24 protein-coding genes and 1 tRNA gene are annotated in these 23,708 nt (G+C 72.7%); 13 read left to right on the forward strand and 12 right to left on the reverse strand.

Features of this window, described 5'->3' with window-relative positions:
• The 5 genes from AAW13_RS41200 to AAW13_RS45685 all read left to right on the forward strand — a co-directional run.
• Positions 1-1,575, forward strand: a 1,575-nt coding sequence (locus tag AAW13_RS41200; protein WP_420855523.1) for an IclR family transcriptional regulator domain-containing protein, incomplete at its 5' end; no start/stop codon positions are given.
• Positions 1,576-1,643: 68 nt separating this feature from the next.
• Positions 1,644-1,716: transfer RNA gene (locus AAW13_RS41205), tRNA-Arg, on the forward strand.
• 224 nt (positions 1,717-1,940) lie between these two features.
• Positions 1,941-2,207 (forward strand): hypothetical protein, encoded by a 267-nt coding sequence (locus tag AAW13_RS41210; protein ID WP_046729735.1) that lies wholly within the window; start codon positions 1,941-1,943, stop codon positions 2,205-2,207.
• A complete protein-coding gene (locus AAW13_RS41215; RefSeq protein WP_046729736.1) occupies positions 2,204-2,650 on the forward strand; it encodes a hypothetical protein in 447 nt (148 codons plus the stop codon). The genes AAW13_RS41210 and AAW13_RS41215 overlap by 4 nt, the downstream gene beginning before the upstream one ends.
• A gap of 313 nt (positions 2,651-2,963) precedes the next feature.
• On the forward strand, positions 2,964-3,563 hold the full coding sequence (locus AAW13_RS45685) for a hypothetical protein (protein ID WP_143145092.1): 600 nt from the start codon (positions 2,964-2,966) through the stop codon (positions 3,561-3,563).
• A 620-nt stretch (positions 3,564-4,183) separates the two neighbouring features.
• On the opposite strand, the gene AAW13_RS41225 is transcribed toward AAW13_RS45685, so the two are convergent.
• The gene (locus tag AAW13_RS41225) at positions 4,184-4,393 is read right to left on the reverse strand and encodes a hypothetical protein (RefSeq protein WP_046729738.1); all 210 of its coding nucleotides are present in this window, start codon (positions 4,391-4,393) and stop codon (positions 4,184-4,186) included.
• A gap of 608 nt (positions 4,394-5,001) precedes the next feature.
• On the opposite strand from AAW13_RS41225, the gene AAW13_RS41230 reads away from it, so the two are divergent.
• The 4 genes from AAW13_RS41230 to AAW13_RS41245 all read left to right on the forward strand — a co-directional run bounded on the left by AAW13_RS41230 (position 5,002) and on the right by AAW13_RS41245 (position 7,949).
• Positions 5,002-5,739: an SDR family oxidoreductase gene (locus tag AAW13_RS41230; RefSeq protein ID WP_046729739.1), complete on the forward strand. Its 738-nt coding sequence runs from the start codon at positions 5,002-5,004 to the stop codon at positions 5,737-5,739.
• 146 nt (positions 5,740-5,885) lie between these two features.
• Positions 5,886-6,785, forward strand: a complete 900-nt coding sequence (locus AAW13_RS41235) for an SDR family oxidoreductase (RefSeq protein ID WP_046729740.1) — start codon at positions 5,886-5,888, stop codon at positions 6,783-6,785.
• A gap of 121 nt (positions 6,786-6,906) precedes the next feature.
• The gene (locus AAW13_RS41240) at positions 6,907-7,239 is read left to right on the forward strand and encodes a nuclear transport factor 2 family protein (protein WP_046729741.1); all 333 of its coding nucleotides are present in this window, start codon (positions 6,907-6,909) and stop codon (positions 7,237-7,239) included.
• A gap of 89 nt (positions 7,240-7,328) precedes the next feature.
• Entirely contained in the window at positions 7,329-7,949 is a 621-nt protein-coding gene (locus AAW13_RS41245) for a TetR/AcrR family transcriptional regulator (RefSeq protein WP_046729742.1), read from the forward strand.
• Between the two features lie 122 nt (positions 7,950-8,071).
• On the opposite strand, the gene AAW13_RS47565 is transcribed toward AAW13_RS41245, so the two are convergent.
• The 4 genes from AAW13_RS47565 to AAW13_RS41265 all read right to left on the reverse strand — a co-directional run bounded on the left by AAW13_RS47565 (position 8,072) and on the right by AAW13_RS41265 (position 14,001).
• Positions 8,072-11,101 carry a protein kinase domain-containing protein gene (locus tag AAW13_RS47565; protein ID WP_143145093.1) on the reverse strand — a complete coding sequence of 1,010 codons (3,030 nt, stop codon included), beginning with the start codon at positions 11,099-11,101 and terminating at the stop codon, positions 8,072-8,074.
• Positions 11,102-11,249: 148 nt separating this feature from the next.
• Entirely contained in the window at positions 11,250-12,290 is a 1,041-nt protein-coding gene (locus tag AAW13_RS41255) for a LacI family DNA-binding transcriptional regulator (RefSeq protein WP_046729743.1), read from the reverse strand.
• Between the two features lie 615 nt (positions 12,291-12,905).
• Positions 12,906-13,340, reverse strand: a complete 435-nt coding sequence (locus AAW13_RS41260; protein WP_420855524.1) for a DUF2267 domain-containing protein — start codon at positions 13,338-13,340, stop codon at positions 12,906-12,908.
• Between the two features lie 229 nt (positions 13,341-13,569).
• Positions 13,570-14,001 (reverse strand): Hsp20/alpha crystallin family protein, encoded by a 432-nt coding sequence (locus tag AAW13_RS41265; protein ID WP_046729745.1) that lies wholly within the window; start codon positions 13,999-14,001, stop codon positions 13,570-13,572.
• Positions 14,002-14,128: 127 nt separating this feature from the next.
• Between AAW13_RS41265 and AAW13_RS41270 the strand changes: the two genes are divergently transcribed.
• Positions 14,129-14,809, forward strand: a complete 681-nt coding sequence (locus AAW13_RS41270; protein ID WP_046729746.1) for a hypothetical protein — start codon at positions 14,129-14,131, stop codon at positions 14,807-14,809.
• Here AAW13_RS41270 and AAW13_RS41275 read toward each other — a convergent pair.
• The 6 genes from AAW13_RS41275 to AAW13_RS41305 form a co-directional block, all read right to left on the reverse strand.
• Positions 14,794-14,979, reverse strand: coding sequence for a hypothetical protein (locus tag AAW13_RS41275; RefSeq protein ID WP_143145094.1), 186 nt, complete (start codon positions 14,977-14,979; stop codon positions 14,794-14,796). The genes AAW13_RS41270 and AAW13_RS41275 overlap by 16 nt on opposite strands.
• A 23-nt stretch (positions 14,980-15,002) precedes the next feature.
• Positions 15,003-15,476 (reverse strand): SRPBCC family protein, encoded by a 474-nt coding sequence (locus AAW13_RS41280; protein ID WP_240528913.1) that lies wholly within the window; start codon positions 15,474-15,476, stop codon positions 15,003-15,005.
• Positions 15,477-15,635: 159 nt separating this feature from the next.
• Complete coding sequence (locus AAW13_RS41290) at positions 15,636-15,977, reverse strand: ArsR/SmtB family transcription factor (protein WP_046729748.1); 342 nt, start codon at positions 15,975-15,977, stop codon at positions 15,636-15,638.
• A gap of 94 nt (positions 15,978-16,071) precedes the next feature.
• Entirely contained in the window at positions 16,072-16,476 is a 405-nt protein-coding gene (locus AAW13_RS41295; RefSeq protein ID WP_046729749.1) for a hypothetical protein, read from the reverse strand.
• Between the two features lie 61 nt (positions 16,477-16,537).
• Positions 16,538-17,197, reverse strand: a complete 660-nt coding sequence (locus tag AAW13_RS41300; protein ID WP_046729750.1) for a response regulator — start codon at positions 17,195-17,197, stop codon at positions 16,538-16,540.
• Positions 17,170-18,459, reverse strand: coding sequence for a sensor histidine kinase (locus AAW13_RS41305; protein ID WP_046729751.1), 1,290 nt, complete (start codon positions 18,457-18,459; stop codon positions 17,170-17,172). Before AAW13_RS41305 ends, AAW13_RS41300 begins: the two co-directional genes overlap by 28 nt.
• Before the next feature lie 341 nt (positions 18,460-18,800).
• On the opposite strand from AAW13_RS41305, the gene AAW13_RS41310 reads away from it, so the two are divergent.
• The 3 genes from AAW13_RS41310 (at position 18,801) to AAW13_RS41320 (ending at position 22,964) form a co-directional block, all read left to right on the forward strand.
• A complete protein-coding gene (locus AAW13_RS41310; protein WP_046729752.1) occupies positions 18,801-19,538 on the forward strand; it encodes an ABC transporter ATP-binding protein in 738 nt (245 codons plus the stop codon).
• 5 nt (positions 19,539-19,543) lie between these two features.
• Complete coding sequence (locus AAW13_RS41315) at positions 19,544-21,994, forward strand: ABC transporter permease (RefSeq protein ID WP_046729758.1); 2,451 nt, start codon at positions 19,544-19,546, stop codon at positions 21,992-21,994.
• 391 nt (positions 21,995-22,385) lie between these two features.
• Positions 22,386-22,964: a fasciclin domain-containing protein gene (locus AAW13_RS41320; RefSeq protein WP_046729753.1), complete on the forward strand. Its 579-nt coding sequence runs from the start codon at positions 22,386-22,388 to the stop codon at positions 22,962-22,964.
• A 121-nt stretch (positions 22,965-23,085) separates the two neighbouring features.
• Here the strand turns inward: AAW13_RS41320 and AAW13_RS41325 are convergent.
• The coding region (locus AAW13_RS41325; RefSeq protein ID WP_143145095.1) for a DNA-directed RNA polymerase subunit alpha at positions 23,086-23,708 on the reverse strand (623 nt) is incomplete at its 5' end.

Here is a 23,708-nt window from a genome sequence, read left to right on the forward strand (position 1 = left end):
CCGCCGGCCGGACCACGGCCCGGAGCGTCGGTCGAGCCGCCGGCCGAGGCGGTCGCACCGTTGATCCGGGGCGTGGCGGTGCTGGAGGCGCTGACCTGGGCGGGCGGGACGCTGAGCGCGAGCGCGCTGGAACGGCGTACCGGCCTGGCCCGTTCCACGGTCGACCGGATCACGGCGACCCTGGCCCGCATGGGACACGTCCGTCTGGACGGCCGGGACGCGGTGCTCACCCCGCGCGTGATGGAACTGGGCAACGCCTACCTGGCCGCCCTCCGCCTCCCCACGCTGCTCGACGCGCACGCCGACGCGCTCGCCGACGAACTGGACGAGTCCGTGTCCCTGGCGGTCGCCGACGGGGACGGCATCCGTTTCATCCACCAGGCGACCCGCCGTCGGGCGATGTCCGTCAGCTTCCGCATCGGCGACCTGCTGCCGGCCGAACGCACCGCGCCCGGCCCGCTGTTCGCGGCCCATTGGATGGACGCCGAGTGGCGGGCCTGGCGCACCCGCCGCACCGCGGACCCCACGGACGCGGGCTTCCCGGCCGTACCGCCGAGGGGGCCGGGCGGTACGGACGACTTCGCGGCACGGGCGGACCGGGCCCGCGAGGACGGCTGGGCCCTGGACGACCAGCTGATCGAACCGGGCCTGGTGGCGGTGTCGGTGCCGGTCCGGGACCCCGCCACCGGCCGCCCGGCGTGCGTGGCGAGCGTGGTGAGCCACACCAGCCGCCACACGGCCGCGGACCTGCGCGACACCCTCCTCCCCCGCCTCCGCACGGCGGTGACGGCGATGGAACGGGAACTGCGCGAGGCCCACCCCCCGGAGCCGGGCCCGCCCCCGTCGGGCCTGGCCGGCTGGACGACGGCGTCGAAGCACGAACTGGGGCGTGACTTCGTGGAGTCCCTGGCCCGGGGCCTGACGGTGCTGACCGCCTTCGGCGAGGGCCGCCCGGCCCTGACCCTGACCGACGTGGCGAAGGCGACGGGCCTGGCCCGGGCGACGGCCCGCCGGGCCCTGATCACCTACGAACACCTGGGCCTGGTGACGGCACGGGACCGCACGTTCGCCCTCACCCCCCGGGTGCTGTCCCTGGGCTACCCCCCGCTGTCCCGCACCACCCTCTCCCGCCTGGCCGCCCCCCACCTGCGCGCCCTGGCGGACCGCCTCCACGAACCGACGGCACTGGCAGTCCCGGTGCCGGGCACCGCTCCGGAGGAGATCCAGTACGTGGCGGTGGCGGCCACGAGCCGGGTCCTGACCGTGGACATCACCGTCGGCACCCGCCTCCCGGCAGCCCACACCGCCCTGGGCCGAGCCCTCCTCACCCCGGACGACCCTCCCGGGTACGCCCTGGCGGACGAGGAACTGGAGTCGGGTCTGCGGTCGATCGCGGTACCGGTACGCGACCGGACGGGCCGCCCGGTCGCGGCGCTGAACGTGGCCACCCACGCGGCCCGCCGCACCCTGGAGGACTGCGTCACGGACTTCCTCCCCGCCCTGCACGCCACGGCGGCCGACATTCAGACCGACCTGCACACGGCCGCCCGCTTCACCCACATCCCACTGTCCTGACACCTCCACACCCCACCAGCCATATCCGGTACGCTGACGCCTACGGCCCACGGGCCACGATCCACCCCGCCTTCGTAGCTCAGGGGATAGAGCACCGCTCTCCTAAAGCGGGTGTCGCAGGTTCGAATCCTGCCGGGGGCACTGCGCGTTACCGCTCTGACCTGGGATTTCTTCCCCGGGGAGGGGTTCTACTCGGCCTCGGGCTCCTCGTCCGGGGCCGTTTGCGTGAGCGGATGGGAAGCTGATCTCCCGGATATCACCCACCGGATCAGCATCGGACGACTATCTCCCACCCTCCTGCACCCCCGCGGCAACCTCTTCGAGAAGAGCGGGGCACACCACACCCCGCGTGGCATACTTGAAGTATGGCAACCCGGAAGATCACCATCACCGTGCCGGAAGAGCTGGTGGAATCGATCAGGGAACGCGTCGACGCGCGCGGCGTGTCCGGCTACATCGCGGCCGCCGCCGCTCATCAGGACGCCATGGACCGACTGCGCGAGTTGGCCGAACGCCTCGAAGAAGAGCACGGCGCCGTAACAGACGACGAGCAGCAAGCAGCGCTGGATCGCATCGCCGCCATCGACGGCTGGCATGACGAACAGCGATCACATTCGGACGAGGACGCGTGAGCCGCACCACCCGAGCGAAGCTACACCGGCCGCGGCAGCGCGTCTTCGTGTTCGACTCCGAGGCTCTGTCCAAGGCGGTTCAGGGCGATCGGGAGATGGCTGCGCTGATCAAGACGGCTCCACGGCTCGACATCCCGATCGTCACCTCGGCGCTCACGACCTTGGAGGCCTGCGACCCTCGTGAAACGTCGAGGCAGGCACTGTGGAACTGGACACTGTCCCGGATCCGCATCGCGCACACGGACGACCAGGTGATCGCCATGGCGCGCGACATGCTGAAGGCGGCCGGCCTGCATGGGCACAAGTACGCCATCGACGCCGTCCTGGCAGCTGTGGCCGGACGGGAAGCCGCGCAAGGAGCCCAGGCAACCGTCTTCACCTCCGACACCGACGACATGAACCAACTCCTCGCGGGACACTCCGTGCGAGTCGAGAAGGTCTGACGAGAAGCCGCCCGCGCCTCACCCCGAGCACTCGCCAACTCCCCGAACAACCCGGGCACTCGTCGGACGACGCGGTGACCGCATTCGTTCAGGCGGTTCAGGCGGTTCAGGTGACGAAAGCCCCATCACAACACCCCGTTCAGAGGTATGCGGGGATCAAATCCGCTGGGACGGCAACAAGACCGCTACCGCAGGGGCCGACGCCCACGAACGCTCTTAGGTCAAACACCCCCAGCGGGACTGCGCACTTCGGGTGCGCAGTTGTTCAGCAGAGTCGTCCGCTTCTACGGTCGGTCTTCATCAGCCCTTGCTCATGGCGCAGTTGAAGGGGGCCGCGCTCATGTCGTATCCGCCGGCCGGTGACGAATCGATGCTCGGACGAGCACAGATCGCCACGCTCGCAGGCGTAGGCCGACCGACCGTGACGGCCTGGGAAAGACAGGAGACCGACTTCCCTTCGCCGTGGCGCTCCAACGGGCAGGACTACTTTCGACGGTCGGAAATCATGGACTGGCCGGACCGACGGCCGGTGCCGTCCGGGCGGCTCGTCGCAGGAGAGCCCGTCGGCACCACCTACGGGGACCGTGCCCGGAAGGGTGAAGAAGCCGGGAGGTCCCCAGCCGATGCAGTGAGGCACCATCTCGGCGTCTGGTCGTCGTACCGCATCCCGACCGGAGCTGTCGATGAACCCCACCCCGAGAACCGGCGGATCGTGACCGATCTGATGGGCAGCCCCGTCGACCGGGTACGGGAGCGGCCAGCTGTTCCCGTCGTGTTCCCACGGCATCTGAAGGACCGTGCCTGGATTCCCTGGCTCCTGGTGATGGTGCTGTTCTCTGCCCTTGTCGCGGTACGCGTCGGATGTCTCAAGGTCCTCGACGGCACCCCGGCCTCGGGGGCCCTGCTCTCGTAGTCCGACAGCTGCGTCAGCGCGGCTAGCCAGCTCCTTGTAGATCTTGCTGGGACCGTGCGCGCCAGTACCCGCTCCGCCGTAGGCGAGAGGCACCCCGACGCATGAGCGACGCGTGAGCGGACCGCCCGGCACCAAGTGTCACGAGCTGGATCAGGGACGAAGCCGCGTGGCGCTGATCAGGCGAAACAGTGCCACGCGGCAGTGCCGAGCACCACCCGGCCGGGATTCGATCCCACTCCTGAAGCGGGTGTCGCAGGTTCGAATCCTGCCGGGGGCACAGTGAGAAGGGGCCGGTTCAGGGGGGGGTTCCTGCTGAGCCGGCCGGCCCTGCGTCGTGTTCGGGGGCGGGTCGCACGCGGGTCACGCGGATGCCGCGTCTTCTGGGCGGGAGCCTCTCGCCCCGCCCTTCCCGCCGGAGAGTGCGGGAATCATCCGTCTGTTCGTGAGCCGTGATTGGGGCCGGGGGGCGATGGCCGGGGCGCCCGAGGCCGCTCAAGAGGGGTCGGCGGCGAACCAGGCGGAGCCCGGTGACGATCAAGCCCTCTACCAGAGGGGACCCGGTAGAGGGCTTGTCGCTGTGGTCGGCGGTCCGCCGACCAGGGAGTCCCGCGATCGGGTGATCAGAAGGAGACGGTCAGTCCCACCTGGTGGTACTGGCCGACGGTGTCCAGGACCTCGTCCTTGACCGCGCCGATCTGGGACACGAGGTTCGAGCTGCTGATCGCCGTGGGGCCGGCGGTGATACCGACCTGCGGGCTCAGGCCACCGGAGACGGTGTCGAGCTCGGCGTCGGAGATTTCGAGGGTCTGAACCTGGGGAGCGGAGTTCATGTCGAAACTGCCCTTCGTATGGATGTTCCACAAGGGGGAGCGGCCGGACTGGGGACAGATGGGCGGCCGCGACCGCGGCCCGCGCCGTCCCTCTCCGGGGCCTTGGCGCGATCCCTGCGGCGCGAAGGATCAAATCATGGAGCATGCCCGGCATCCAGTGGGTCCTTGCTCCCAGCAGGGCAGTTGAAAGGATCGCCCACTCATCCGTGCGCGGATGCACACGAATTGGGGGCGGCCTCTCTACATATAGAGCCGCACATCGCGACCGGCGGCTGCCGTCACGTCTGCTCCGACCCGGACAACTCCTCATCAACCGAACCTTCCTGTGCCGTAGTTGCGCGTTCACTGTGCAGATCCAGTTGCGGCGGTAGATCAAGCTCGCCGTGGGGTCGCGGCCGTGGGGGCAGGTCGCCGAGCGTCGCGACGGCGAGCAGGGTGCGTGTCAGCGGGTTGAGCAACGCGGGGTGGGCGGGGACGCCGTCCCGGCCGCGGTGAGCGGGGCGTCCTCGGGCGGGTGGGGAAGTCATGGGCGGCTATATGGACGGCGCGTTCATTACGTGCTTATATGTACGCGTCGTTCATTTACAGTTCCCTGGAAGGAGAACACCATGAGTGCACCCACCAACCGTGTCGCCCTGGTCACCGGCGGCTCCGGCGGCATCGGCCGTGCCGTGGCCGAGCGGCTCGCCCAGGACGGTCTCGCGGTCGCCGTGCAGTACGCCGGCAACAAGGCCAGGGCCGAGGAGACCGTGTCCGCGATCACCGCGGCCGGCGGCAGGGCCTTGGCGGTGGGGGGCGACGTCGCCGACGAGAACGCGATGAGCGCGGCGTTCGACGCGGTCGAGGCGGCCTTCGGCGGCGTCGACGTGGTCGTGAACACCGCCGGCATCATGGTCCTGGGCCCGATCGCGACGTTCGACCTCGACGACCTGGACCGGATGCACCGCACGAACATCCGCGGCACCTTCGTCGTCTCCCAGCAGGCGGCGCGGAGGCTCCGAGCGGGCGGCGCGATCGTCAACTTCTCCACCTCGGTGGTCCGTACGCAGCTGCCCGCCTACGGCGCCTACGTCGCCAGCAAGGCAGCGGTCGAGGGCCTGACCCTCATCCTGGCCCGGGAGCTGCGCGGCCGGGACATCACCGTCAACGCCGTCGCCCCCGGCCCCACCGCCACACCGCTGTTCCTGGACGGCAAGGACGAGGCCGCCGTCGCGAACTTCGCCAAGGCGACCCCGCTGGAGCGGCTGGGCCGGCCCGAGGACATCGCCGAGGTCGTCTCGTTCCTCGCCGGTCCCGCGCGCTGGGTCAACGGACAGATCCTCTACGCCAACGGCGGTCTCGCCTGACCTCCTGGCTCCCGCGCCGCCCCCATGCCCCCCACACCCTCACGCCCCCACGCCGTCCGGCCTTGCTGACACGTCTGACCCGTCTGACCCGTTCGACCCGTCCGACCCGTCCGACCCGTTCGACCTTGCCGAGAGGAACCACGTCCATGTCCACCACCGGCACCATCGTCGTCATCACCGGCGCCTCCAGCGGTTTCGGAGCCCTGACCGCCCGCGCGCTGGCCGACGCCGGCCACACCGTCTACGCCGGCATGCGCCAGACCACCGGCCGCAACGCGCCCCAGGTCCGGGCCGCCGCCGACTACGCCCACGAGCACGACGTCGACCTGCGCTCCATCGAGCTCGACGTGAACTCCCAGGGCTCGGTCGACACCGCCATCGCGCGGATCGAGGCAGAGCACGGCCACATCGACGTGCTGATCCACAACGCCGGGCACATGGTGACCGGGCCGGCCGAGGCGTTCACCCCCGACCAGCTCGCCGAGCTCTACAACGTGAACGTGCTGTCCACCCAGCGCGTCAACCGCGCCGCGCTGCCGGGCATGCGCAGGCGGGGGCAGGGACTGGTGCTCTGGGTCTCCAGCACCAGTGTCAAGGGCGGTACCCCGCCGTACCTCGCCCCCTACTTCGCCGCCAAGGCCGGCATGGACTCCCTCGCGGTGTCCTACGCCGGCGAGCTCGCGCGCTGGGGCGTGGAGACCTCGATCGTCGTTCCCGGCTCGTTCACCAGCGGCACCAACCACTTCGCCCACTCCGGCCGCCCCGACGACACCACCGTCGAGGCCGAGTACGAGACCAGGTACGCCGGCCTGATGGACCAGGTGGCGGCCAAGCTCGCCGCTCTCGCCCCCGAGGAGGCGTCCGCGTCGCTGGTCTCCGACGAGATCGCCCGCATCATCGCCCTGCCCGCCGGAGAGCGCCCCTACCGGGTCCACATCGACCCCGCCGACGACGGATCCCAGGAGGTCTCCGAGGTCGCCGACCGTATCCGCCGTGAGTTCCTCACCCGCATCGACCTCGCCGACCTGCTCACCGTCCAGCTCTGAGACCCCGGGGCCGGGACGGCGAGTACGGCCCCGGCCCCCGCCCGAGACACCGGGGCCGGGACGGGCGAGCAAGGCCTCGGCCCTCGCCCGTCCCGGCCCCCCTACCACCGAGGCGATCACCGTGACCACCATCGAGACCCCGGCCGCCGTCCAGCTGTTCATCGAGGCGACCAACCGTGGCGACGCCGAGGCATTCGCCGCCGCGTTCACCCATGACGCCGTTCTCGACGACTGGGGCCGCGTCCATCACGGCCGCGACGGCGTGCGAGCCTGGGACCGCACCGACAACATCGGCGTCCAGGCACACTTCGAGCTGGACGCGATCACACGCGGCTCGGCCCCCGACACCTACGTGGCGACCCTGACAGTGACCGGAAACGGCCACAACGGGACCGGCCCCATGATCTTCCGCCTGCGCGACGGGCTGATCGCGAGCCTGCGGATCACCCCGTGAGGCCGGCCTCGGCGCCGGCCGCCGGCTCGACTCCGGGCGGTGCTCCGCTGGAAACTGACATCACCCCCGGCAACCGAGCAGGAGCACACGTGGTGAACAAGGCGAACGGCCCCGCCGCCAAGGAAGGCAACGGCCGCGGACGCGGGCGCAGGCCGGCGGACGAGGTCAGAGCGGACGTCCTGCGCACCGCCGGCGACCTGCTGCTCGCCGAGGGCATAGCCGACCTCACCTTCGAACGCATCGCCAGGGCGTCGGGCGTCAGCAAGACCACCCTCTACAAATGGTGGCCGTCCAAAGGGGCGCTCGCCCTGGACGGCTACTTCCACGCCGTCGAGGAAACGCTCGCCTTCCCCGACACCGGAGACATCCACGCCGACCTGCTCACCCAACTTCGCGCCTTCGCCCACGTGATGACCCACACGCCCGGCGGGCGCGTACTGACCGAGCTGATCGGCGAGTCACAGACCGACGAGGACCTGGCCACCGCCTACCGGAAGCTGTACTCCTCGCACCGGCGCCGGCTGGCCGCGGAGCGCCTCCACGGGGCTCAGGAACTCGGCCAGATCCGTGCCGGCATCGACGTGCAGGTCCTCGTCGATCAGCTCTGGGGCGCCGTCTACCACCGGCTGCTCATCCCCGACGAACCTGTCACCGACGACTTCGTCGTCGCCCTCGTGAACAACCTTCTGAACGGGGTCCGCCCGAAGTAGACCGGTCGTGGCCACGGTGAACACCGTGAACACCGTGAACACCGTGAACACCGTGAACACGATGGTGGCGGCGCGTCCTGGTGGGGAACCCCGGTGGGGAATCCGGCTTCGGTGTGTGCGGGTCAGTCCACGCCCGCCGATCTCAGCACCGCCAGTACCGCCCGGGCTTCCCGCACCGTGGGGTGGATCTCGCCGAGATCCGCGGCGGCGTCGTTCACCACCTGCTCGGCGTGTGGCACCCCGCCGGGCCGGTCGCAGCCGAGCATGGCGTGGGACACCCGCAGGCGCAGGGTCAGGGGGTGGCGCGTGCCCAGCCGCGTCCGGGCCTCGGCGAGGAAGGAGCCGCAGCCCTGGCGCGTCTGCGCCATGGACCTGCCCTCCTGTCCACGCTCCCAGCGCATGAGCCGGGCCGCCAGTTCCCGGGCGGCCTCGTCGAGTGGCTCCGTGGGGGGAGGGGGGTCGCCGGAAGAGGGCGGCGGCTCCTTCGCGGCGGCGTCGGCCGGGTGGGGAGTCCCAGGCACCGCCCACGTGGTGTCCTCGGGGGCCCGGGCCCGGGTGTAGGCCAGCGTCCCGGCGCGACGGGTGGCGGGCGTCGTGGCGTGCTCGGCGACGAGCGCCCGTGCCCGGTCGGACAGTGGCGGCGCGACGATCCTGCCCTCACCGGCTCCGGGCACCAGCGCCTCCGCCACCTCACCGGCCGTCGGACGGCGGTCCGGATCGGGATGCAGGCACCACCGGACCACCTTGCCGAGGTCCCGGGGCAGCCCGGTGAGGTCGGGGGTGCCGGCCCGGATGCCGGCGACCACGGACGGTGTGTCCCGGCCCCAGGGGCTGCGTCCCAGCGCGAGGCGGGCGAGGACGGTGCCCAAGGAGAAGACGTCGCTCGCGGGTGTGAAGGTGGGCTGCTCGCGCAGTTGCTCCGGCGAGGCGTACGCGTAGGTGCCGGCGAAGCCGCGGCGTGGCTCGGTGAGCCTTTCGATCTGGGCGATGCCGAAGTCGATGACGCGCGGGCCGTCCTCGGTCAGCAGCACGTTGGCCGGTTTGAGGTCCAGGTGCACGATGCCCTCGGCGTGGACGGCGCTCAGGGCTACGGCGATGCCCGCCCCCAGCGTGCGTACCAGGCCGGTCTCCAGCCTGCCGCAGCGCTCCACGAGTTCCTGGAGCGAGGGGGCGGCCACGTACGGCACCGCCATCCACGGGGTGGGGCCCTCGGTGTCCGCCGCGATCACCGGCACGGTGAACCGTCCGTCGACCCGCTGGGCCGCCCGCACCTCGTGGGCGAAGCCCCGCTTGATCGGCGGAGCCGCCGCGAGGTGCGCGTGCAGCGTCTTGACGGCGACCATCAGCCCGTCGGCGTCCTGGCACAGGTAGACCCGGCCGAAGCCGCCCTCGCCGACGCACTCCAGCACTTCGTACCTGCCGAACGCCGGGGGCCGGCCGGCCCCGGCAGCCCCATCGGCTCCCTCCGCTCCGCCAGCCCCCACCGCTCCGCCAGCCCCCACCGCTCCGTCAGCCCCGTCCGCCCCGAGAGCCCCTTCCGCCCCCTTGGCTCCCTTGGCTCCCTCGGCTCCCTTCGCTCCCTTGACCCCCTTCGCTCCCCCCGCCCCGGCTGTCTCGGCTGTCCCGGTCGGCCCCGCCGCCGCCCTGGCCGCGGGACGCGCCCGCTCCATCTCCCGCCAGCTGCCGATGGCCACCGCCTGGGGGTGCACCGCGGTCCTGCCGTCATCCGCGGCCCCCGGCGACGATTCCGACCAGGTCGTCGGCGACGTCTCCGTACCCGCCGCCCGTGTCCTCGTACCGGGCGGCCCGGTCCGCGCGTCCTGCACCACCACGAACCGCGCCTTCTCCGGTCCGCCCTCCCCGAAGGCGTACGCGTCCACCTGTACGTGCTCGTCGCCCAGGCGGGACACGTAGACGCCCAGCAGCCCCAACTCCGCGCACACCGACGCCTCTTCGGGAGTCCAACGGCGGTCGGCGCGGGCGAAGCACAGGGCCGTCGCCTCGTACCCCCGGCCGGTCAGCCCCCGCAGCACGTCCGTCCACCGCTCCGCCGTCCACGTCCGCCACGACAGGCCGTCCGCGTCGTCGGTCACGACCCTGAGGCGGGTCGCGACGGTCGCGCCGGCCTCCCGCGCGAGCACCGCGCACGCCGTGTCCGGCGCCGCCTGCACCGTCTCCCCCAGCAGGGTCGCGGTCCGTTCCTCGACGCGCAGCGCCGTACGGCCCGCGATCCGGGCGAGTTCGTCGCGCTGCGCGCGCAGGGTGTCGTACGCGGGCGAGCCCGGCAGCCGGCCCTGGAGCTCCATGCACGCGAGCACCTTGTCGAAGCACTCGACGGCCGTCGCGCTGTCCTCCGCCCGCACGGCCGCCTCGGCCTGCGCGACGCGCGCGGAGAGGACCTGGGGGCTGCCCGCGCCGTACAGCTCCTCGGACCGTGCGGCCGCCTCCCCGTAGATCCGGCCGGCGCGCGGGAGATCTCCGGCGGCTTCGACCGCGGCGGCCGTCGCGAGGAGGTCGCGCAGCCCGTCGTGGCCGCCCTCGTTGCCGAACGGCAGTACGCCGGCGACCTCGGCGTAGCGCTGACGGGCGATGCCGACCAGTTGGTGGCGGGGGCCGAGCTCCCGCTGTGCGGTCTGGAGCATCTGGGAGAACGCGCGCAGCGCGGCCGCGTTGTCGCCGCTCTTCTGCTGCCAGTAGCCCACCTCGCACAGCAGGGTGAGCGCCTTCTCCGTGCGGTTCTCGCGCTCGGCGGACCGGCGCATGGCCTCGTAGCGGCGCACGGCCTCCTCCGGCCGGCCCGACCGGCCGTGCCAGTGGGCGAGTTGGTGCCGGGCCAGTTCGGTGTCCGGATGCCGTGGCCCCTGGATCCGCTCCCGGTCGGTCAACAGGCCGACGAAGAACTGGACCGCGAGCTCGGGCCTGCCCGACTCGCCTGTCCAGTGGGCAAGTTGGTGCCGCAGCGCCAAGGTGTCGGTGTGGTGCGGTCCCAGCACACGTTCCGCATGCGCGACCAGTTCCCCGTACCGCTCGGCGGCCTGTTCCGGGCCGCCCTGACGGCCGGTCAGCTCGGCCGCCTTGCCGCCCTCCCGCAGGGCAGCGACGAACCCACGGGGAACCGGCGTCTTCTCGCGCCGTCCGCCCAACCACCTCATCGAGCCACCCCCATCGCCGTCACCGGACGTGTGCCGAGGGGCCAGTATGCTCTACCCAAACGTTTGCGCCAATCGTTTGGGCAACATTGCCCACGAGCTTCCGCAAGTCTCAACTGGCGTGATGTGAGGCGGTCTTACGGCTTCGCGCTCACCGCAGGTCCGGCCCGACCGGCGCACCCGTGGAGGCCCGCACCACGAGTTCGGGCCTCAGCGCCTCCGAGGCGACGGGCTCGCCCGCGATACGGCGCAGGAGCAGCCGCACGGCGTGCCGGCCCTGCTCGGCCATCGGCGAGTGAACGCTGGTGAGCGGGACGGGCAGTTCGGCGGCGAGGGGGGTGTCGTTGAAGCCCGCCAGTGCGAGGTCCTCGCCCAGCCGCAGGCCCAGGTCGCGGGCGGCGCCCATGGTGCCGATGGCCGCGAGGTCGTTGACGGCGAAGACGGCCGTCGGCCGGTCGGGGCCGCTCAGCAGCGCGACGGCGGCCTCGTGCCCGCCGGCGGTGTCGAAGCGGCAGTGCCGCACCCGGTGGGCGGGCAGCGGCAGACCGGCCTCGCGGTAGCGGTCGGTGAAGCCGGCGGTGCGGTCGGTGCCGGTGCTGGCGAAGGGTTCGCCTGCGATGACGGCCACCCGGCGGTGGCCCAGGGCCAGGAAGTGCTCGGCCACGAGCCGGCCGCCCAGCGGGTCGTCACAGGTGACCGCCGGATGCCCGGTGTCGGTGCGGCGGTTGACGAGCACGAAGGGCGTACCGTCCAGGGCCGGGTCGGCCAGCGCGGCCCCGTCCAGGTGGGCGTCGCCGATGATGAGACCGTCCACCCGGCGCCCCAGGACCATGCCGATGCGCTCGCGCTGGGTGGCGGGGTCGTCGTGGGTGTTGGTGACGAAGGTGGACAGACCCCGCAGGGTCGCCTCCTCCTCCACGCCCTCGTAGATGGTGGCCACCACGATCTCCGACAGCCGCGGGAAGAGCACCCCGACCAGGTTGCTGCGCCGGGTGCGCAGGCTGGTGGCGTGCGGGTTGGGCCGGTAGCCGAGTTCGTCGGCCAGTTCGCGGATCCGCCGGGCGGTGTCGCCCGACGCCGCGCGGCCCCGCTCCCCGGACGGGCCGTTGAGGACCCGGGAGACCGTCGAGACGTGCAGCCCGAGCCGATCCGCGATCCCGCGCAGTGTCACCGGACCACCGTCGCCCGCCATACCGTCTCCCGCCTCGCCGTTCCCGAACGCCCCCATTCTCTCAACGGCGCGCGGTGGAGCGCGTGTACGTGGGGCGCTCCCGACAACGCCGCGCCGGTGCGGGTGCGTGATCGGGTGCGGCGCCGTCGTGGCTGGTCGCGCAGTTCCCCGCGCCCCTGAAGGGGCGCTCACACCGACGCCCCTGGAAGGAGCGCGGGGAACTGCGCGAGCAACCCCCACGCACCCGCACCCGATCACGTACCCGATCACGCACCCGAACCCGAGGACGCACCCGACAACGCCGCGCCGGTGACAGGCCACGCGGCGGGTCCCGCGGTCGCCCAGTCCCCGCAATCCCGCAATCCCGCAATCCCGCAGTCCCGCAGTCCCGCAGTCCCGTCGTCGGCGTGATGCCGGTGACCGCACGCGCTGGGGCGGTGCTGGGGCCCGCTCACGTGTCGCGGTCACCGGCGCGGCGGGGAGCCAGGCGGGCCGGGCGGTCCGGCGTGCCGGGGTGCCGGGCGGGCCGGGCGGTCCGGCGTGCCGGGGTGCTGGGGTGCCAGGCGGTTCGGCGTGCCGGGTGCTGGGGTGCCGGGCGGTTCGGCGTGCCGGGTGCTGGGGTGCTGGGCGGTTCGGCTAGGCGGCCTGGGTGAGTTCGGCTCGGCCGAACAGCAGCGCGTAGCCGGACGGGAGCCGGTTCAGGATGCGGGTGACCAGGTCGGGGCCCGCGTGGGCCGCGACGGCGCAGAAGACGGACCCGGTGTCCCAGCGGGTGGTGGCCAGGGAGGCGCCGGTGCGGGCGGCGAGGTCCTTGACGAAGGACCAGCCGGTCAGCGGCTCGAGGTCGGGGACCTGGGCGGTGAGGATGCGGGCGGCTTCGAAGGGGAGGCGGGCGGCCAGCTCGACTCGTTCGTCGCCGGTCAACTGGCGTCCCAGTCCGGCGAGGGCGAGGCGGACGGCTTCCTCGGCCTTCTCACGGGTGGGGTATGCGCCGTCGTGACGGACCCTTTCCAGCATCTGCTCGTACGCCCGTCCGTAGGGCTGCTGGAGTGGTGCGCTGCGGTCGGACATCACTGCGGTGGTTGCCTTTCTGTCACCGGGGTCGTGGCGGCCGGGGTGCGGTCACCGGTGGGTGGGTGGGTGGGTGTGTGGGTGGGCGGACGCGCTCGGCAAACGCCCGTGGGGCGGGCGCGCCGGGCTGGGCGCGCACCTTGGCGGTCCGGTGGGCGCCCAGCTGGGCGAGCGGCACGCGGAGGACGGGGGTCCGTCCTCCGCCGTCGTCAGCCCGCGGCTGTCCGGCTCAGCCGGAGATCTCCTTGCGGTCGGATCCGACGCTGATGGCGATCTTGCGCGGCTTGGCGCGCTCGGCGATCGGGATGCGCAGGGTGAGCACACCCGCGTCGTAGTCGGCCTCGATGTGCTCGGTGTCCAGCGTGTCGGCCAGCACGATCTGGCGGGAGAAGACGCCGAGCGGCCGTTCCGACAGGTCCATCTGCACGTCGTCGGCCTTCGCCACGGGCCTGCGCTCGGCCTTGACGGTCAGCATGTTCCGTTCGACGTCGATGTCGATCGCGTCCGCGGTGACGCCGGGGATGTCGAAGGCCACCACGTACCGGTCACCCTCGCGGTAGGCGTCCATCGGCATCGGGGACGGCCGCGACCAGGTGCCCGGGCCCATCAGGTGCTGCGTCAGCCGGTCCAGCTCACGGAAGGGGTCAGTGCGCATCAACATGGGAAAACACCTCCAGGGAGATCAGGCAGTTGCTGCCAATGCGCCTCACTGAAACCGTTGTAGCATGTCATCCAATGGATGACAAACACGAGTGTCACCCGATGGATGACCAGCCGAGGAGGTGGCCATGACCCCGGCCTACCAGCCGACGCCGGACGGCGTCGGCGCACCGAACCCGGCGTCGTTCCTCGCCGCGGCGGCAGCCCTGCGGGCCATAGACGACGCCCTGCGGACCGTGCGGCACGAGGACCGCGACACCACCGACGCCCGGCATGTCGCCCCGGAGCACGTCGCGCCGGAGAAGGCCCTGGCCTCCCTTCTGCTGCTGCGGCAGGTGCGCGAGCAACTCGCGGGCTGGGAGACCGGCCTGATCGAGACCGCCCGCGAGGCGGGTGCGAGCTGGGCCGACCTCGCCCACCCCCTCGGCGTCTCCAGCCGCCAGGCCGCCGAACGCCGTTACCTGCGGGGCCGGCCCGGTCCCGCGGGAACCACCGGCGAACAGCGCGTCCAGGCCACCCGCGAACGGCGTGCCGCCGAACGCACCACCGCCGACCGGGCCCGTCGCAACGCAGCCGATCTGCGCCGCATCGCCGGTCAGATCACCGCCCTCACCGACCTGCCCACCGCCGCCCGTGATCCGCTCAGCCGACTGCACGCGGCCCTCGCCCACGACGACCCCGCCGTCCTCGTCCACCCCCTCAACGCCACTCGCCCCCACCTCGCCCCCGGTCACCCCGAACTCGCCGCCCAGCTGGACGCGTTGACGAACCCGGACCCCGAACCGGAAGCCCCTCAGCCTCCGCGGTAGCCGGTGCCCGCGGCAGCCGGTGCCCGCGGCAGCCGACGCCTCGGCGCCGGCACCCGCCTGTTCGACGGCGTGGACTCGACGTCCGGGGCGTGCGGTCCGCCGGGGGCGAGGAGCTCGTCCTCGACGGACACGGGCTCGGGTGCGACGAAGCCGTCCAGCGACATCGTCACGCTGAAGAACACCTTGCCCGCCGTCAGCCCCCCGCCGCCTTGCGGAGGGTCGCGGTGACGTAGGCGGCCAGGTTGTCCAGGGTCTGCCGGCCGCCCTCGACCGCGTGGTACTTCTCGACCGCCTCGTCGCGCAGTTCCCTGGTGGGGAACACCGTCCGCATCACGAGCCGGGTCGCCGCGCCGTCCTGGGCGAAGGTCAGGACGGACTCGAAGGCGTCCGGGTCGTCCCGGGTCTCGCCGTGCAGCAGCTCGATCCGCTCCGGCGGGACGATCCGCAGCCAGCGGATCCACTCGGAGTAGTCGGTACCGTCCGGCCCGTGCAGGACGAAGATCCAATCCCCGCCCTCGCGGAACTCGAAGGATCGCGTGGTGGTGGTGAACCCCTCCGGCCCCCACCATCGCGACAGGTGCCGGACCTCGGTGAACGCCTCGAACACCAGCTCCCGCGGGGCGTCGACGACCCGGGAGATCACGATCTCCCGGTCGCCGGCCGTCACCGGCTCCGCCCCAGCCGCAGCCCCCGCCGCTACCCCCGCCGCAGCCCCGGCCGCTGCTTCCACCGCTGCCCCGGCCGCTGCCCCCGCCTCCGCTCCTGCGTTCGCCCCTGCCCCGGCCCTTGCCCCTGCCCCTGCCCCTGCCCCGGTCCCTGCCATCGGTCAGTCCTCCTGCCGTGTCCGCTCGAGGTCCTGCACGTAGGTGTCCAGCCGGTCGAAGCTCTCGTTCCAGAACCGCTCGAATCCGCCGACCCACTCATGGACGGGCCGCAGCCCCTGGGCGTCCAGGCCGTAGAGGCGCTGCTTGCCCGCCTCGCGGACCCGCACCAGCCCCACCTCCCGGAGCACCCGCAGGTGCTTGGAGGCCCGCGGCTGGCTCATCCCCAGCTCCTGGGCCAGGTCGGTCACCGGCCGCTCACCCGCCCGCAGCAGCGCCAGGATGTCCCGGCGCTGCGGCTCGGCGATCGCGTTGAACGCGTCCGACGTCGTCGCTGCTCGTGCCATGGCGTCATCGTATGCCCATATCGGCATGCGTCAACCCGGGCACGGGAGGCAGGAGGGGCGACGCGTGCGAGAGGTGCGGTGCCGCGGGCGGTGGCTAGCCCGCGGAGCAGAGGCCGTCGTTCGGGCAGAACACGGCACTCGTGTAGTTGTAACCGCTGTGTACGGTCACGGGATTCGGGTCGGGCGGGAAGTTGACGTAGGAACCCGTGTCGGCCGTCGCCGTGAAGTGGACCGTAGTCCCGATGACGAAGCCGGTGGTGCAGGTGCCGGTCGGGTCGGGCGCCTGGTCGCCGCCGTACGGATCCCACGCCGGGATATGGCAGTTGATCCCGGCGGGGCTGCTGGTGACGGTCCCGCCGCCCCAGCCGTCGCCGACGTACGCGCTCAGTTGGGCGGTGGACTGGGCCTGCGCCGAGACGGCGAAGCCGATCGCGGCGGCCGTGGCGAGTGCGGTGATGACTCCCGTCGCGCTCCAGACGCGGTTTCCGTACCTGTTCATGGGCGGCTCCTCTGCTCGAACCGGCCCCCTGTGACCAGGCTATTCGCCCCCTTGGGGGTTGTCATGTCCTCAGATAGGCGAGGACGGCCAGCACCCTGCGATGGGACTCGTCCGTCGGAGGGAGGTCCAGTTTGGTGAGGATGCCGCTGATGTGCTTGCCGACGGCGGCCTCGGACACCACCAGTTCGCGGGCGATCGACCCGTTCGACCTTCCCTCGGCGATCAGCGCCAGGACCTGACGCTCGCGCGGGCTCAGCCGCTCCAGCGGATCGCGGCGGCGGCGCAGCAGTTGCCGTACGACCTCGGGGTCGACGACCGTGCCGCCTTCCGCCACCTTCCGGAGGGCGTCGACGAACTCCTCGACCTGTCCGACCCGGTCCTTGAGCAGGTAGCCGATGCCCGTTCCGTCGCCGGAGTCCAGCAGTTCGGCGGCGTACGTCCGCTGCACGTACTGGCTGAGGACCAGGACCGGCAGCGTGGGCCGCCGCTCGCGCAGCCGCAGCGCCGCGTGCAGTCCTTCGTCCTGGAAGCCCGGCGGCATGCGCACGTCCGTCACCACGATGTCCGGGACGTGCTCCTCGGCCGCGGCGATCAGCGCCTCGGCATCCCCCACGGCCGCGACCACCACGTGACCGCAGCGGTCGAGCAGGCCGATGAGCCCCTCCCGCAGCAGGACACTGTCCTCGGCCAGAACTACCCGGAGCGATCGGTGCGTTCGCAAGGAAACTCCACACTCAGCAGTGTCGGTCCGCCGGGCGGACTGGCCAGTGACAGTCTGCCATCCAGTACCGACACCCGGTCGGCGAGACCGGTCAGCCCGCTGCCCGCGCCGGCGTCCGCGCCGCCCCGGCCGTCGTCCCGCACCAGGAGGCGCAGACGCCCGTCGCGGTGGTCGCCCGACACCCGCGCGCGGCCGGCCCCACTGTGCCTGTCGACGTTGGCGAGGGCTTCGCAGACCACGAAGTACGCGGCGGACTCCACGGCGGCGGGAAGCCGCCCCGGCAGCGCCAGTTCGACGTCCACGGGCACCGCGCAGCGGTCCGCGGCGTCGGCGACCGCCGCTTCGAGGCCGTAGTCCGTGAGCACCTTCGGGTGGACGCCGCGGATGAGTTCGCGCAGTTCCGCGAGGGCCTTGCCGGCCTCCTCGTGGGCCTTCGCGAGCTGGTCGGCGAGCGGTCCGGGCGGCGCGTCCAGCCTGGCCAGACCCAGCGTCATCGTCAGCGCCACCAGCCGCTGCTGGGCGCCGTCGTGCAGATCGCGCTCGATGCGCCGCCGCTCCGCCTCGAAGGCGTCCACCAACCGCACGCGTGACCGCGTCAGTTCGACGACCCTGGCTCCCAGGTCGCTCTCGCGCGGGGCGATGAGCAGACGTGTCAGTCCGGCCCGGGCGCCGGCCGCGACCCCCAGGACGTAGCCGCCCAGAGCCAGGGCGAGCAGCCCGAGTACGGCGACACCGAAGGCCGCCGGCCAGGTGGTGACCGTCCATGCCTTGAGGACCTTGGTCTCCCGGCCGCCGCCGACCGTGGCCATCAGCAGCGGGGTCGCGACCACGGCCAGCGGGCAGAGCAGACCGACGGTGATCGCGAGGGCGTCGACCGGCCACAGCAGCACCGCGAAGAGGAAGGCGTGGCCGAGCTCCCGCCAGGTGGTCCGTTCCCGCAGCCGGGTGGTCAGCCAGGACCGCGGTCCCCCGGCGGCGGGCGGCTGGTGCGGGTCGGGGGCCGGGTCCCGGTCGATGAGGCGCAGCCGGTGCCGTTCCGCCCGGGCCACCGGGATCCCGGCGAACGCCACGAGGACGAGCAGCGGGAGCCCCACCAGCACGATCGCGAGGGCGCCGCTCACCGCGACCGCGCCCAGCAGACCGACGAGGGCGACCGCGCCGGCCAGCGCCCCCGTGAGCAGGTAGCCGGCGGAGCGCCACGGCCACGACGACAGCAGGAAGCCCGGCCGGGACATGGCCTGCCACACGTTGCGAGGGTGCATGAGCGCCACCGTAGAAGGCCCGGACCGCCGGTGCCATGGCCTCAGCGGGACCCCCGGGGGTAGGCCTGGCCCTACCCCCGGTGTCGTTCCTGCCGCAGTGCGCCGCGGTGTCCCGCCACGGTTTCGTGGGGCCATGGAGACACGGAGCCGTTGGAGCCGTTGGAGCCGTGGGGCCATGGAGCCGTTGGAGCCGTGGGGCCATGGAGCCGTCGAGCCGTCGAGCCGTCGAGCCATGGAGCCATGGAGCCGTCGGGCCATGGAGCCGTGGAGTCATCGGGCGGACGGATCGCTGTGCGGAACAGCCGTCTGCCACACGACCGACACCGAACGAGTAGGGGCATATGAACCAGGACGCGATCCAGTTGCGCTCGGTCAGCAGGCGGTACGGGTCCGGTGACGGCGTGGTGAACGCGCTCGACCGGGTCTCGCTCGCCTTCCCGGCGGGGTCGTTCACCGCCGTCATGGGCCCCTCGGGCTCGGGCAAGTCGACCCTGCTGCACTGCGCCGCCGGTCTTGACCGCCCCACGTCGGGGTCGGTGACCGTCGGCGGGACCGAGCTGACGCAGCTGAGCGAGACCAGGCTGACCCTCCTGCGGCGCGAACGCGTCGGCTTCGTGTTCCAGGCGTTCAACCTGCTGCCCTCGCTGACCGCCGAGCAGAACGTGGCGCTGCCCCTGCGGCTGGCCGGCCGCCGTCCCTCCAGGGCCCGGCTGCGCGAGGTGCTCGCACAGGTCGGTCTGGCCGACCGGGCCGGCCACCGGCCGGCGGAGCTGTCCGGCGGCCAGCAGCAGCGGGTCGCCCTCGCCCGCGCCCTGATCACCCGCCCCGAGGTGCTCTTCGGTGACGAGCCGACCGGCGCCCTCGACTCACGGACGAGCCGCGAAGTGCTCAGGCTGCTGCGGGACATGGTCGACTCCGAGGGCCAGACGGTCATCATGGTCACGCACGACCCGGTGGCCGCGTCGTACGCCGACCGGGTCGTCCTCCTCGTCGACGGGCGGGTCAACGGCGAGCTGGTGGGGGCGGGCGCCGACGGCATCGCCACGCACATGGCCGAGCTGGAGGCCGCGTCGTGCTGAGTGTCATGAGTGTCGCGCTGCGCACCCTGCGCGCCCGCTGGACCACCTTCGCCGGCGGCTTCGTCGCCCTCTCGCTCGGTGTCGCGCTGGTCGCCGTGATGGGCCTGGCCCTCGCCTCGTCGCTGGACGCGCCCGACCGCGGGCCGGAGCGGTTCGCCGCCGCTCCGGTCGTGGTCAGGGGAGCGGACAGCCTGCGGGTGTCCACCCCGGTCGGCGAGCGGGTGCAGCAGCTCGCCCAGCCGCGCGCCGTGCCGCCCGGGACCGTCACGGAGCTGAGGAAGCTCGGCACGGTCGTCGAGGACCGGTCGTTCGCCGTCCGGGCCCGGGGCGGGCCGGGCGACCTGGTCGGTCACCCCTGGTCCGTCGCCGCCTTCGCGCCCTACACGCTCGACGCGGGCCGCGCTCCCCGTTCGGCCGGCGAGGTCGTCGTCAGCGGCGACTGGGCGAGACCCGGCGAGCGGGTGCGCACCGACCACGGGACCGTGCGGGTGGTGGGCACCGTCGCCTCGCGGGGCTTCGAGCACGCCGTCTTCTACACCGACGCCCGAGCCGCCCGACTGTCGCCCAGGAGCATCCAGTTGGTCGTGGAGGCGGACGCGGACGCGGTCCGCGCGGCGGTGCGCGGCAGCGCCGGCGTGCGGGTCCTCACCGGTGCCGGACGCCGCTGCGCCGACCCGGATCCCGACCGGGACGAGAAGGCGCTCGTCGCGATGAACGCCCTGTTCGGCACCGCGGGCGGCGTCACCGCCTTCGTGTCGGTGTTCGTGGTGGCGTCCACCTTCGCGTTCTCGGTGGCTCAGCGGCGCCGCGAGTTCGGGCTGCTGCGCACGGCCGGGGCGACGCCGGGGCAGCTCCGCGGGATGGTGGTCGCCGAGGCCTTCCTGGTCGGCGTGCTCGCCTCGGCGGTCGGCTGCGTCCTCGGCGCGTACGGCGCGCCCCGGCTGGCGTCGTGGGTGGTGGCCGGTGGTCTCGCCCCGGCCTGGTTCCGTATCGGCGACGCCGTCTGGCCGTACTGCGCGGCCTTCGCGACGGGGCCGGCCGTGGCGCTGTGCGGGGTGGTGGCGGCGTCCTGGCGGGCCGGCCGGACCGGACCCGCCCAGGCGCTGCGCGAGGCGTCGGTGGACACCCGGACGATGACGTGGGGCCGTCTCCTGTCCGGCACCGGACTGCTGCTGACCGCCGTCGTGACTCTGGCCCTGTCCCTGTACGGCGACCCCGGTGACCTGCTGCACCGCAAGACCTACGTGAGCAGGCCGATGCTGCTGATCACCGCCGTGGCGCTGCTCGCACCCGTGGTGGTGCGTCCGCTGACCCGGTTGCTCGCCTGGCCCGCGGCCCGGCTGCCCGGCGCGGGCGGCATGCTGGTGCGGGAGAACGCCGCCGCCGGGGTCCGGCGCACCGCCGCGATCGCGGCACCGGTCCTGGTCACGGTCGCGCTGACGGGCTCGCTGCTGGGCGCCACCGCGACCCTGAACGAGGCGAGGGCCACCGAGGCACGGGAGCGGACGGCCGCCGCCTTCGTCGTCGTCCCGGGCGGTGCGGGCTTCGCCCCGGAGACCCTGCGCGAACTGCGTGACGTGCCCGGCGCGGAGGTCTCCCCCACCGCGTCGAGCGCCGTCTACGTGCTGGAGGACGGCGTCTCGCTCAACAGGGCCGAGGCCCGCGCGGCGGACCCCGGCCCGCTCGCCGCCACCACCCGGCTGCCCGTCGCCGCCGGCCGGGTGGGCGACCTCGACGACGGCTCGATCGTCGTCAACGAGGAGTGGCAGCGGCACACGGTCGGAGAGCGGGTGCGGGTGTGGCTCGGTGACGGTACGCGCAGGACGCTGCGGATCGCCGCGGTGATGACCACCGGGACCGGCGACAACGGGGTCTACGTCACGCCGCGCAACGCTCCGGGCGCGTCCGTGGACCGGGTCGACGTGGCTCTCGGGCACGGGGCCGACGCGCGGGCCGTGGCCGCCGGGTTGCGGGCCGCGGTGCGCGCCTCGGGCGGCCGGGTCCTCACCGGGGAGCAGTGGCTGCGGGCCGGTCGCCCCGGGACGGACCGGACGACCCGCACGGGGCTCCTGCTGGTCCTCGGCATCGCCCTGCTCTACACCGGCATCTCGCTGGCCGGCACCATGGTCATGGCGACGTCGGACCGGGTGCGCGACCTGGCGGTGCTGCGGCTGGCCGGCGCCACCCGGTGGCAGGTGCTGCGGCTGGTGGGCGCCGAGGCGCTGGTGGTCGTGGCCGTGGGCGGGGTGCTCGGACTCCTCGTCGCCGCGCTCGACCTGGCGGGCATATGGGGCGCCCTGGGCCTGCTGTCCGTGCGCGCACCGGTCCGGTTCCCGTGGACGGCCGTCGGCACGGCCGTGGGCGCCTGCGCGGTCCTGGCCGTGATCTCGTCCGCCGCCCCCGCCGCCCTCGCCCTACGCCACGGGACGACACAGCCGACGGCCACCCGGGAATGAACCAGGGGCGGATGGATCGGCGGGGGGGGCCGGAAGTGAACCACCGGGCAGCGGGATCGGCGGCGGTCCGTGAGTGAGCCGCTGGGCAGGCGGACCGGACGGGAACCGGGAGTGAACCACCGGGCGGCCCGATCGGACGGGGATCGGGAGTGAGCTGCTGGGGGGCGGAGTCGGTGAGGGTCGCAGGTGGCGGGATCGGCGAGGGTGTGGGAGTGGGCGGCCGGGGCGGCTTCCGGATGCGGGTGCCGCGGCCGCTGGATACGCTCGCTCAGTGGCCGGGTGACCGATGGCCCGAGGCCGCGGCGCAGCAGCCGCCCCACCCCGCCCGCGGAAACGCGAAATTCCGCAGTCCCCACCGCAGTGTTCACGCCTCCACGGGAGGAAGGTTGCGATGAGGTTCATCCGCATGCGTACCGCAAAGGCCACGGCGGCCGCCCTGGTCGCCTTCCCGCTCGCGTTCGGCGGCCTGGCGTCGCAGAGCCAGGCGCAGGGCGCGTCCCCCAGCCCGTCCGGGACGTTCGGTCCCGGCTGTTCCGGGCTCGCCCAGAAGGCCAACACGGCCAAGGACAAGGTCGTCGAGGCCGCGGCCGCCTATCCGCAGCTCAGTCAGCTGGTGTCGGCCGTGGTCAGAGCCGGGCTGAACGGCACCCTCGACGGGAAACCGCACATCACCGTCTTCGCCCCCAACGCGCAGGCCTTCCAGAAGGTGACCGCGTCGCAGCTGTCCTCGCTGCTCGGCAACCAGGGGCAGCTGAAGAAGGTGCTGACCTACCACGTCGTGGACCAGCAGATCAATCCGGACCAGCTCTCCCACGGCTCCTTCACGACGGTGGAGGGCAGCAAACTGACCACGTCGGGGTCGGGCACGTCCTTCAAGGTCAACGGCAAGGCGAACATCGTCTGCGGCAACATCAAGGCCGCGAACGCCACCATCTACGTCGTCGACACGGTTCTACAGCCCCCGTCCTGACGCACGGGAGCACAACCCGCGGACAACCGCGTACAACCGCGTACAACCGCGGACAACCGCGGACAGCCTCCCCGGAAGAAACTCCGGGGAGGCTGTCCGGCGATCAGTGCCGGGCGGTGGTTCAGTACTGCTCGGTCTCCACGAAGCCCGAACCGCCGTTGTCGTCCGCGTCGAAGGCGGCGGCGGTCGGGTCGAATCCGGGCGGGCTGTCCTTGAGGGCCAGGCCCATGCCGGCCAGCTTCGCCTTGACCTCGTCGATGGACTTGGCACCGAAGTTGCGGATGTCCAGGAGGTCCGCCTCGGAACGCGCCAGGAGTTCGCCCACCGAGTGGACACCCTCGCGCTTGAGGCAGTTGTAGGAACGGACCGTGAGCTCGAGCTCCTCGATGGGAAGCGCGAGGTCGGCGGCCAGGGCGGCGTCCGTGGGGGACGGGCCCATGTCGATGCCCTCGGCGTCGATGTTCAGCTCGCGGGCGAGACCGAACAGCTCGACCAGGGTCTTGCCCGCAGAGGCCATGGCGTCACGCGGACGCATCGCCTGCTTCGTCTCGACGTCGACGATCAGCTTGTCGAAGTCGGTGCGCTGCTCGACACGGGTCGCCTCGACCTTGTACGTGACCTTCAGCACCGGGCTGTAGATGGAGTCGACCGGGATCCGGCCGATCTCCTGGCCCACCTGCTTGTTCTGCACGGCCGAGACATAACCACGGCCGCGCTCGACCGTCAGCTCCATCTCCAGCTTGC

Source organism: Streptomyces humi (assembly GCF_001005085.2).
In the GTDB taxonomy this organism is placed as follows: domain Bacteria; phylum Actinomycetota; class Actinomycetes; order Streptomycetales; family Streptomycetaceae; genus Streptomyces; species Streptomyces humi.

What these genes read in the sequence shown, in the direction of transcription:
- AAW13_RS41210 (WP_046729735.1), top strand. Translation starts at nt 1,941, where the DNA reads ATGGCAACCCGGAAGATCACCATCACCGTGCCGGAAGAGCTGGTGGAA.
- AAW13_RS45685 (WP_143145092.1), top strand. Translation starts at nt 2,964, where the DNA reads ATGGCGCAGTTGAAGGGGGCCGCGCTCATGTCGTATCCGCCGGCCGGT.
- AAW13_RS41225 (WP_046729738.1), bottom strand. Translation starts at nt 4,393, where the DNA reads ATGAACTCCGCTCCCCAGGTTCAGACCCTCGAAATCTCCGACGCCGAG.
- AAW13_RS41230 (WP_046729739.1), top strand. Translation starts at nt 5,002, where the DNA reads ATGAGTGCACCCACCAACCGTGTCGCCCTGGTCACCGGCGGCTCCGGC.
- AAW13_RS41235 (WP_046729740.1), top strand. Translation starts at nt 5,886, where the DNA reads ATGTCCACCACCGGCACCATCGTCGTCATCACCGGCGCCTCCAGCGGT.
- AAW13_RS47565 (WP_143145093.1), bottom strand. Translation starts at nt 11,101, where the DNA reads ATGAGGTGGTTGGGCGGACGGCGCGAGAAGACGCCGGTTCCCCGTGGG.
- AAW13_RS41255 (WP_046729743.1), bottom strand. Translation starts at nt 12,290, where the DNA reads ATGGCGGGCGACGGTGGTCCGGTGACACTGCGCGGGATCGCGGATCGG.
- AAW13_RS41260 (WP_420855524.1), bottom strand. Translation starts at nt 13,340, where the DNA reads ATGTCCGACCGCAGCGCACCACTCCAGCAGCCCTACGGACGGGCGTAC.
- AAW13_RS41265 (WP_046729745.1), bottom strand. Translation starts at nt 14,001, where the DNA reads ATGTTGATGCGCACTGACCCCTTCCGTGAGCTGGACCGGCTGACGCAG.
- AAW13_RS41270 (WP_046729746.1), top strand. Translation starts at nt 14,129, where the DNA reads ATGACCCCGGCCTACCAGCCGACGCCGGACGGCGTCGGCGCACCGAAC.
- AAW13_RS41290 (WP_046729748.1), bottom strand. Translation starts at nt 15,977, where the DNA reads ATGGCACGAGCAGCGACGACGTCGGACGCGTTCAACGCGATCGCCGAG.
- AAW13_RS41295 (WP_046729749.1), bottom strand. Translation starts at nt 16,476, where the DNA reads ATGAACAGGTACGGAAACCGCGTCTGGAGCGCGACGGGAGTCATCACC.
- AAW13_RS41305 (WP_046729751.1), bottom strand. Translation starts at nt 18,459, where the DNA reads ATGCACCCTCGCAACGTGTGGCAGGCCATGTCCCGGCCGGGCTTCCTG.
- AAW13_RS41310 (WP_046729752.1), top strand. Translation starts at nt 18,801, where the DNA reads ATGAACCAGGACGCGATCCAGTTGCGCTCGGTCAGCAGGCGGTACGGG.
- AAW13_RS41315 (WP_046729758.1), top strand. Translation starts at nt 19,544, where the DNA reads ATGAGTGTCGCGCTGCGCACCCTGCGCGCCCGCTGGACCACCTTCGCC.
- AAW13_RS41320 (WP_046729753.1), top strand. Translation starts at nt 22,386, where the DNA reads ATGAGGTTCATCCGCATGCGTACCGCAAAGGCCACGGCGGCCGCCCTG.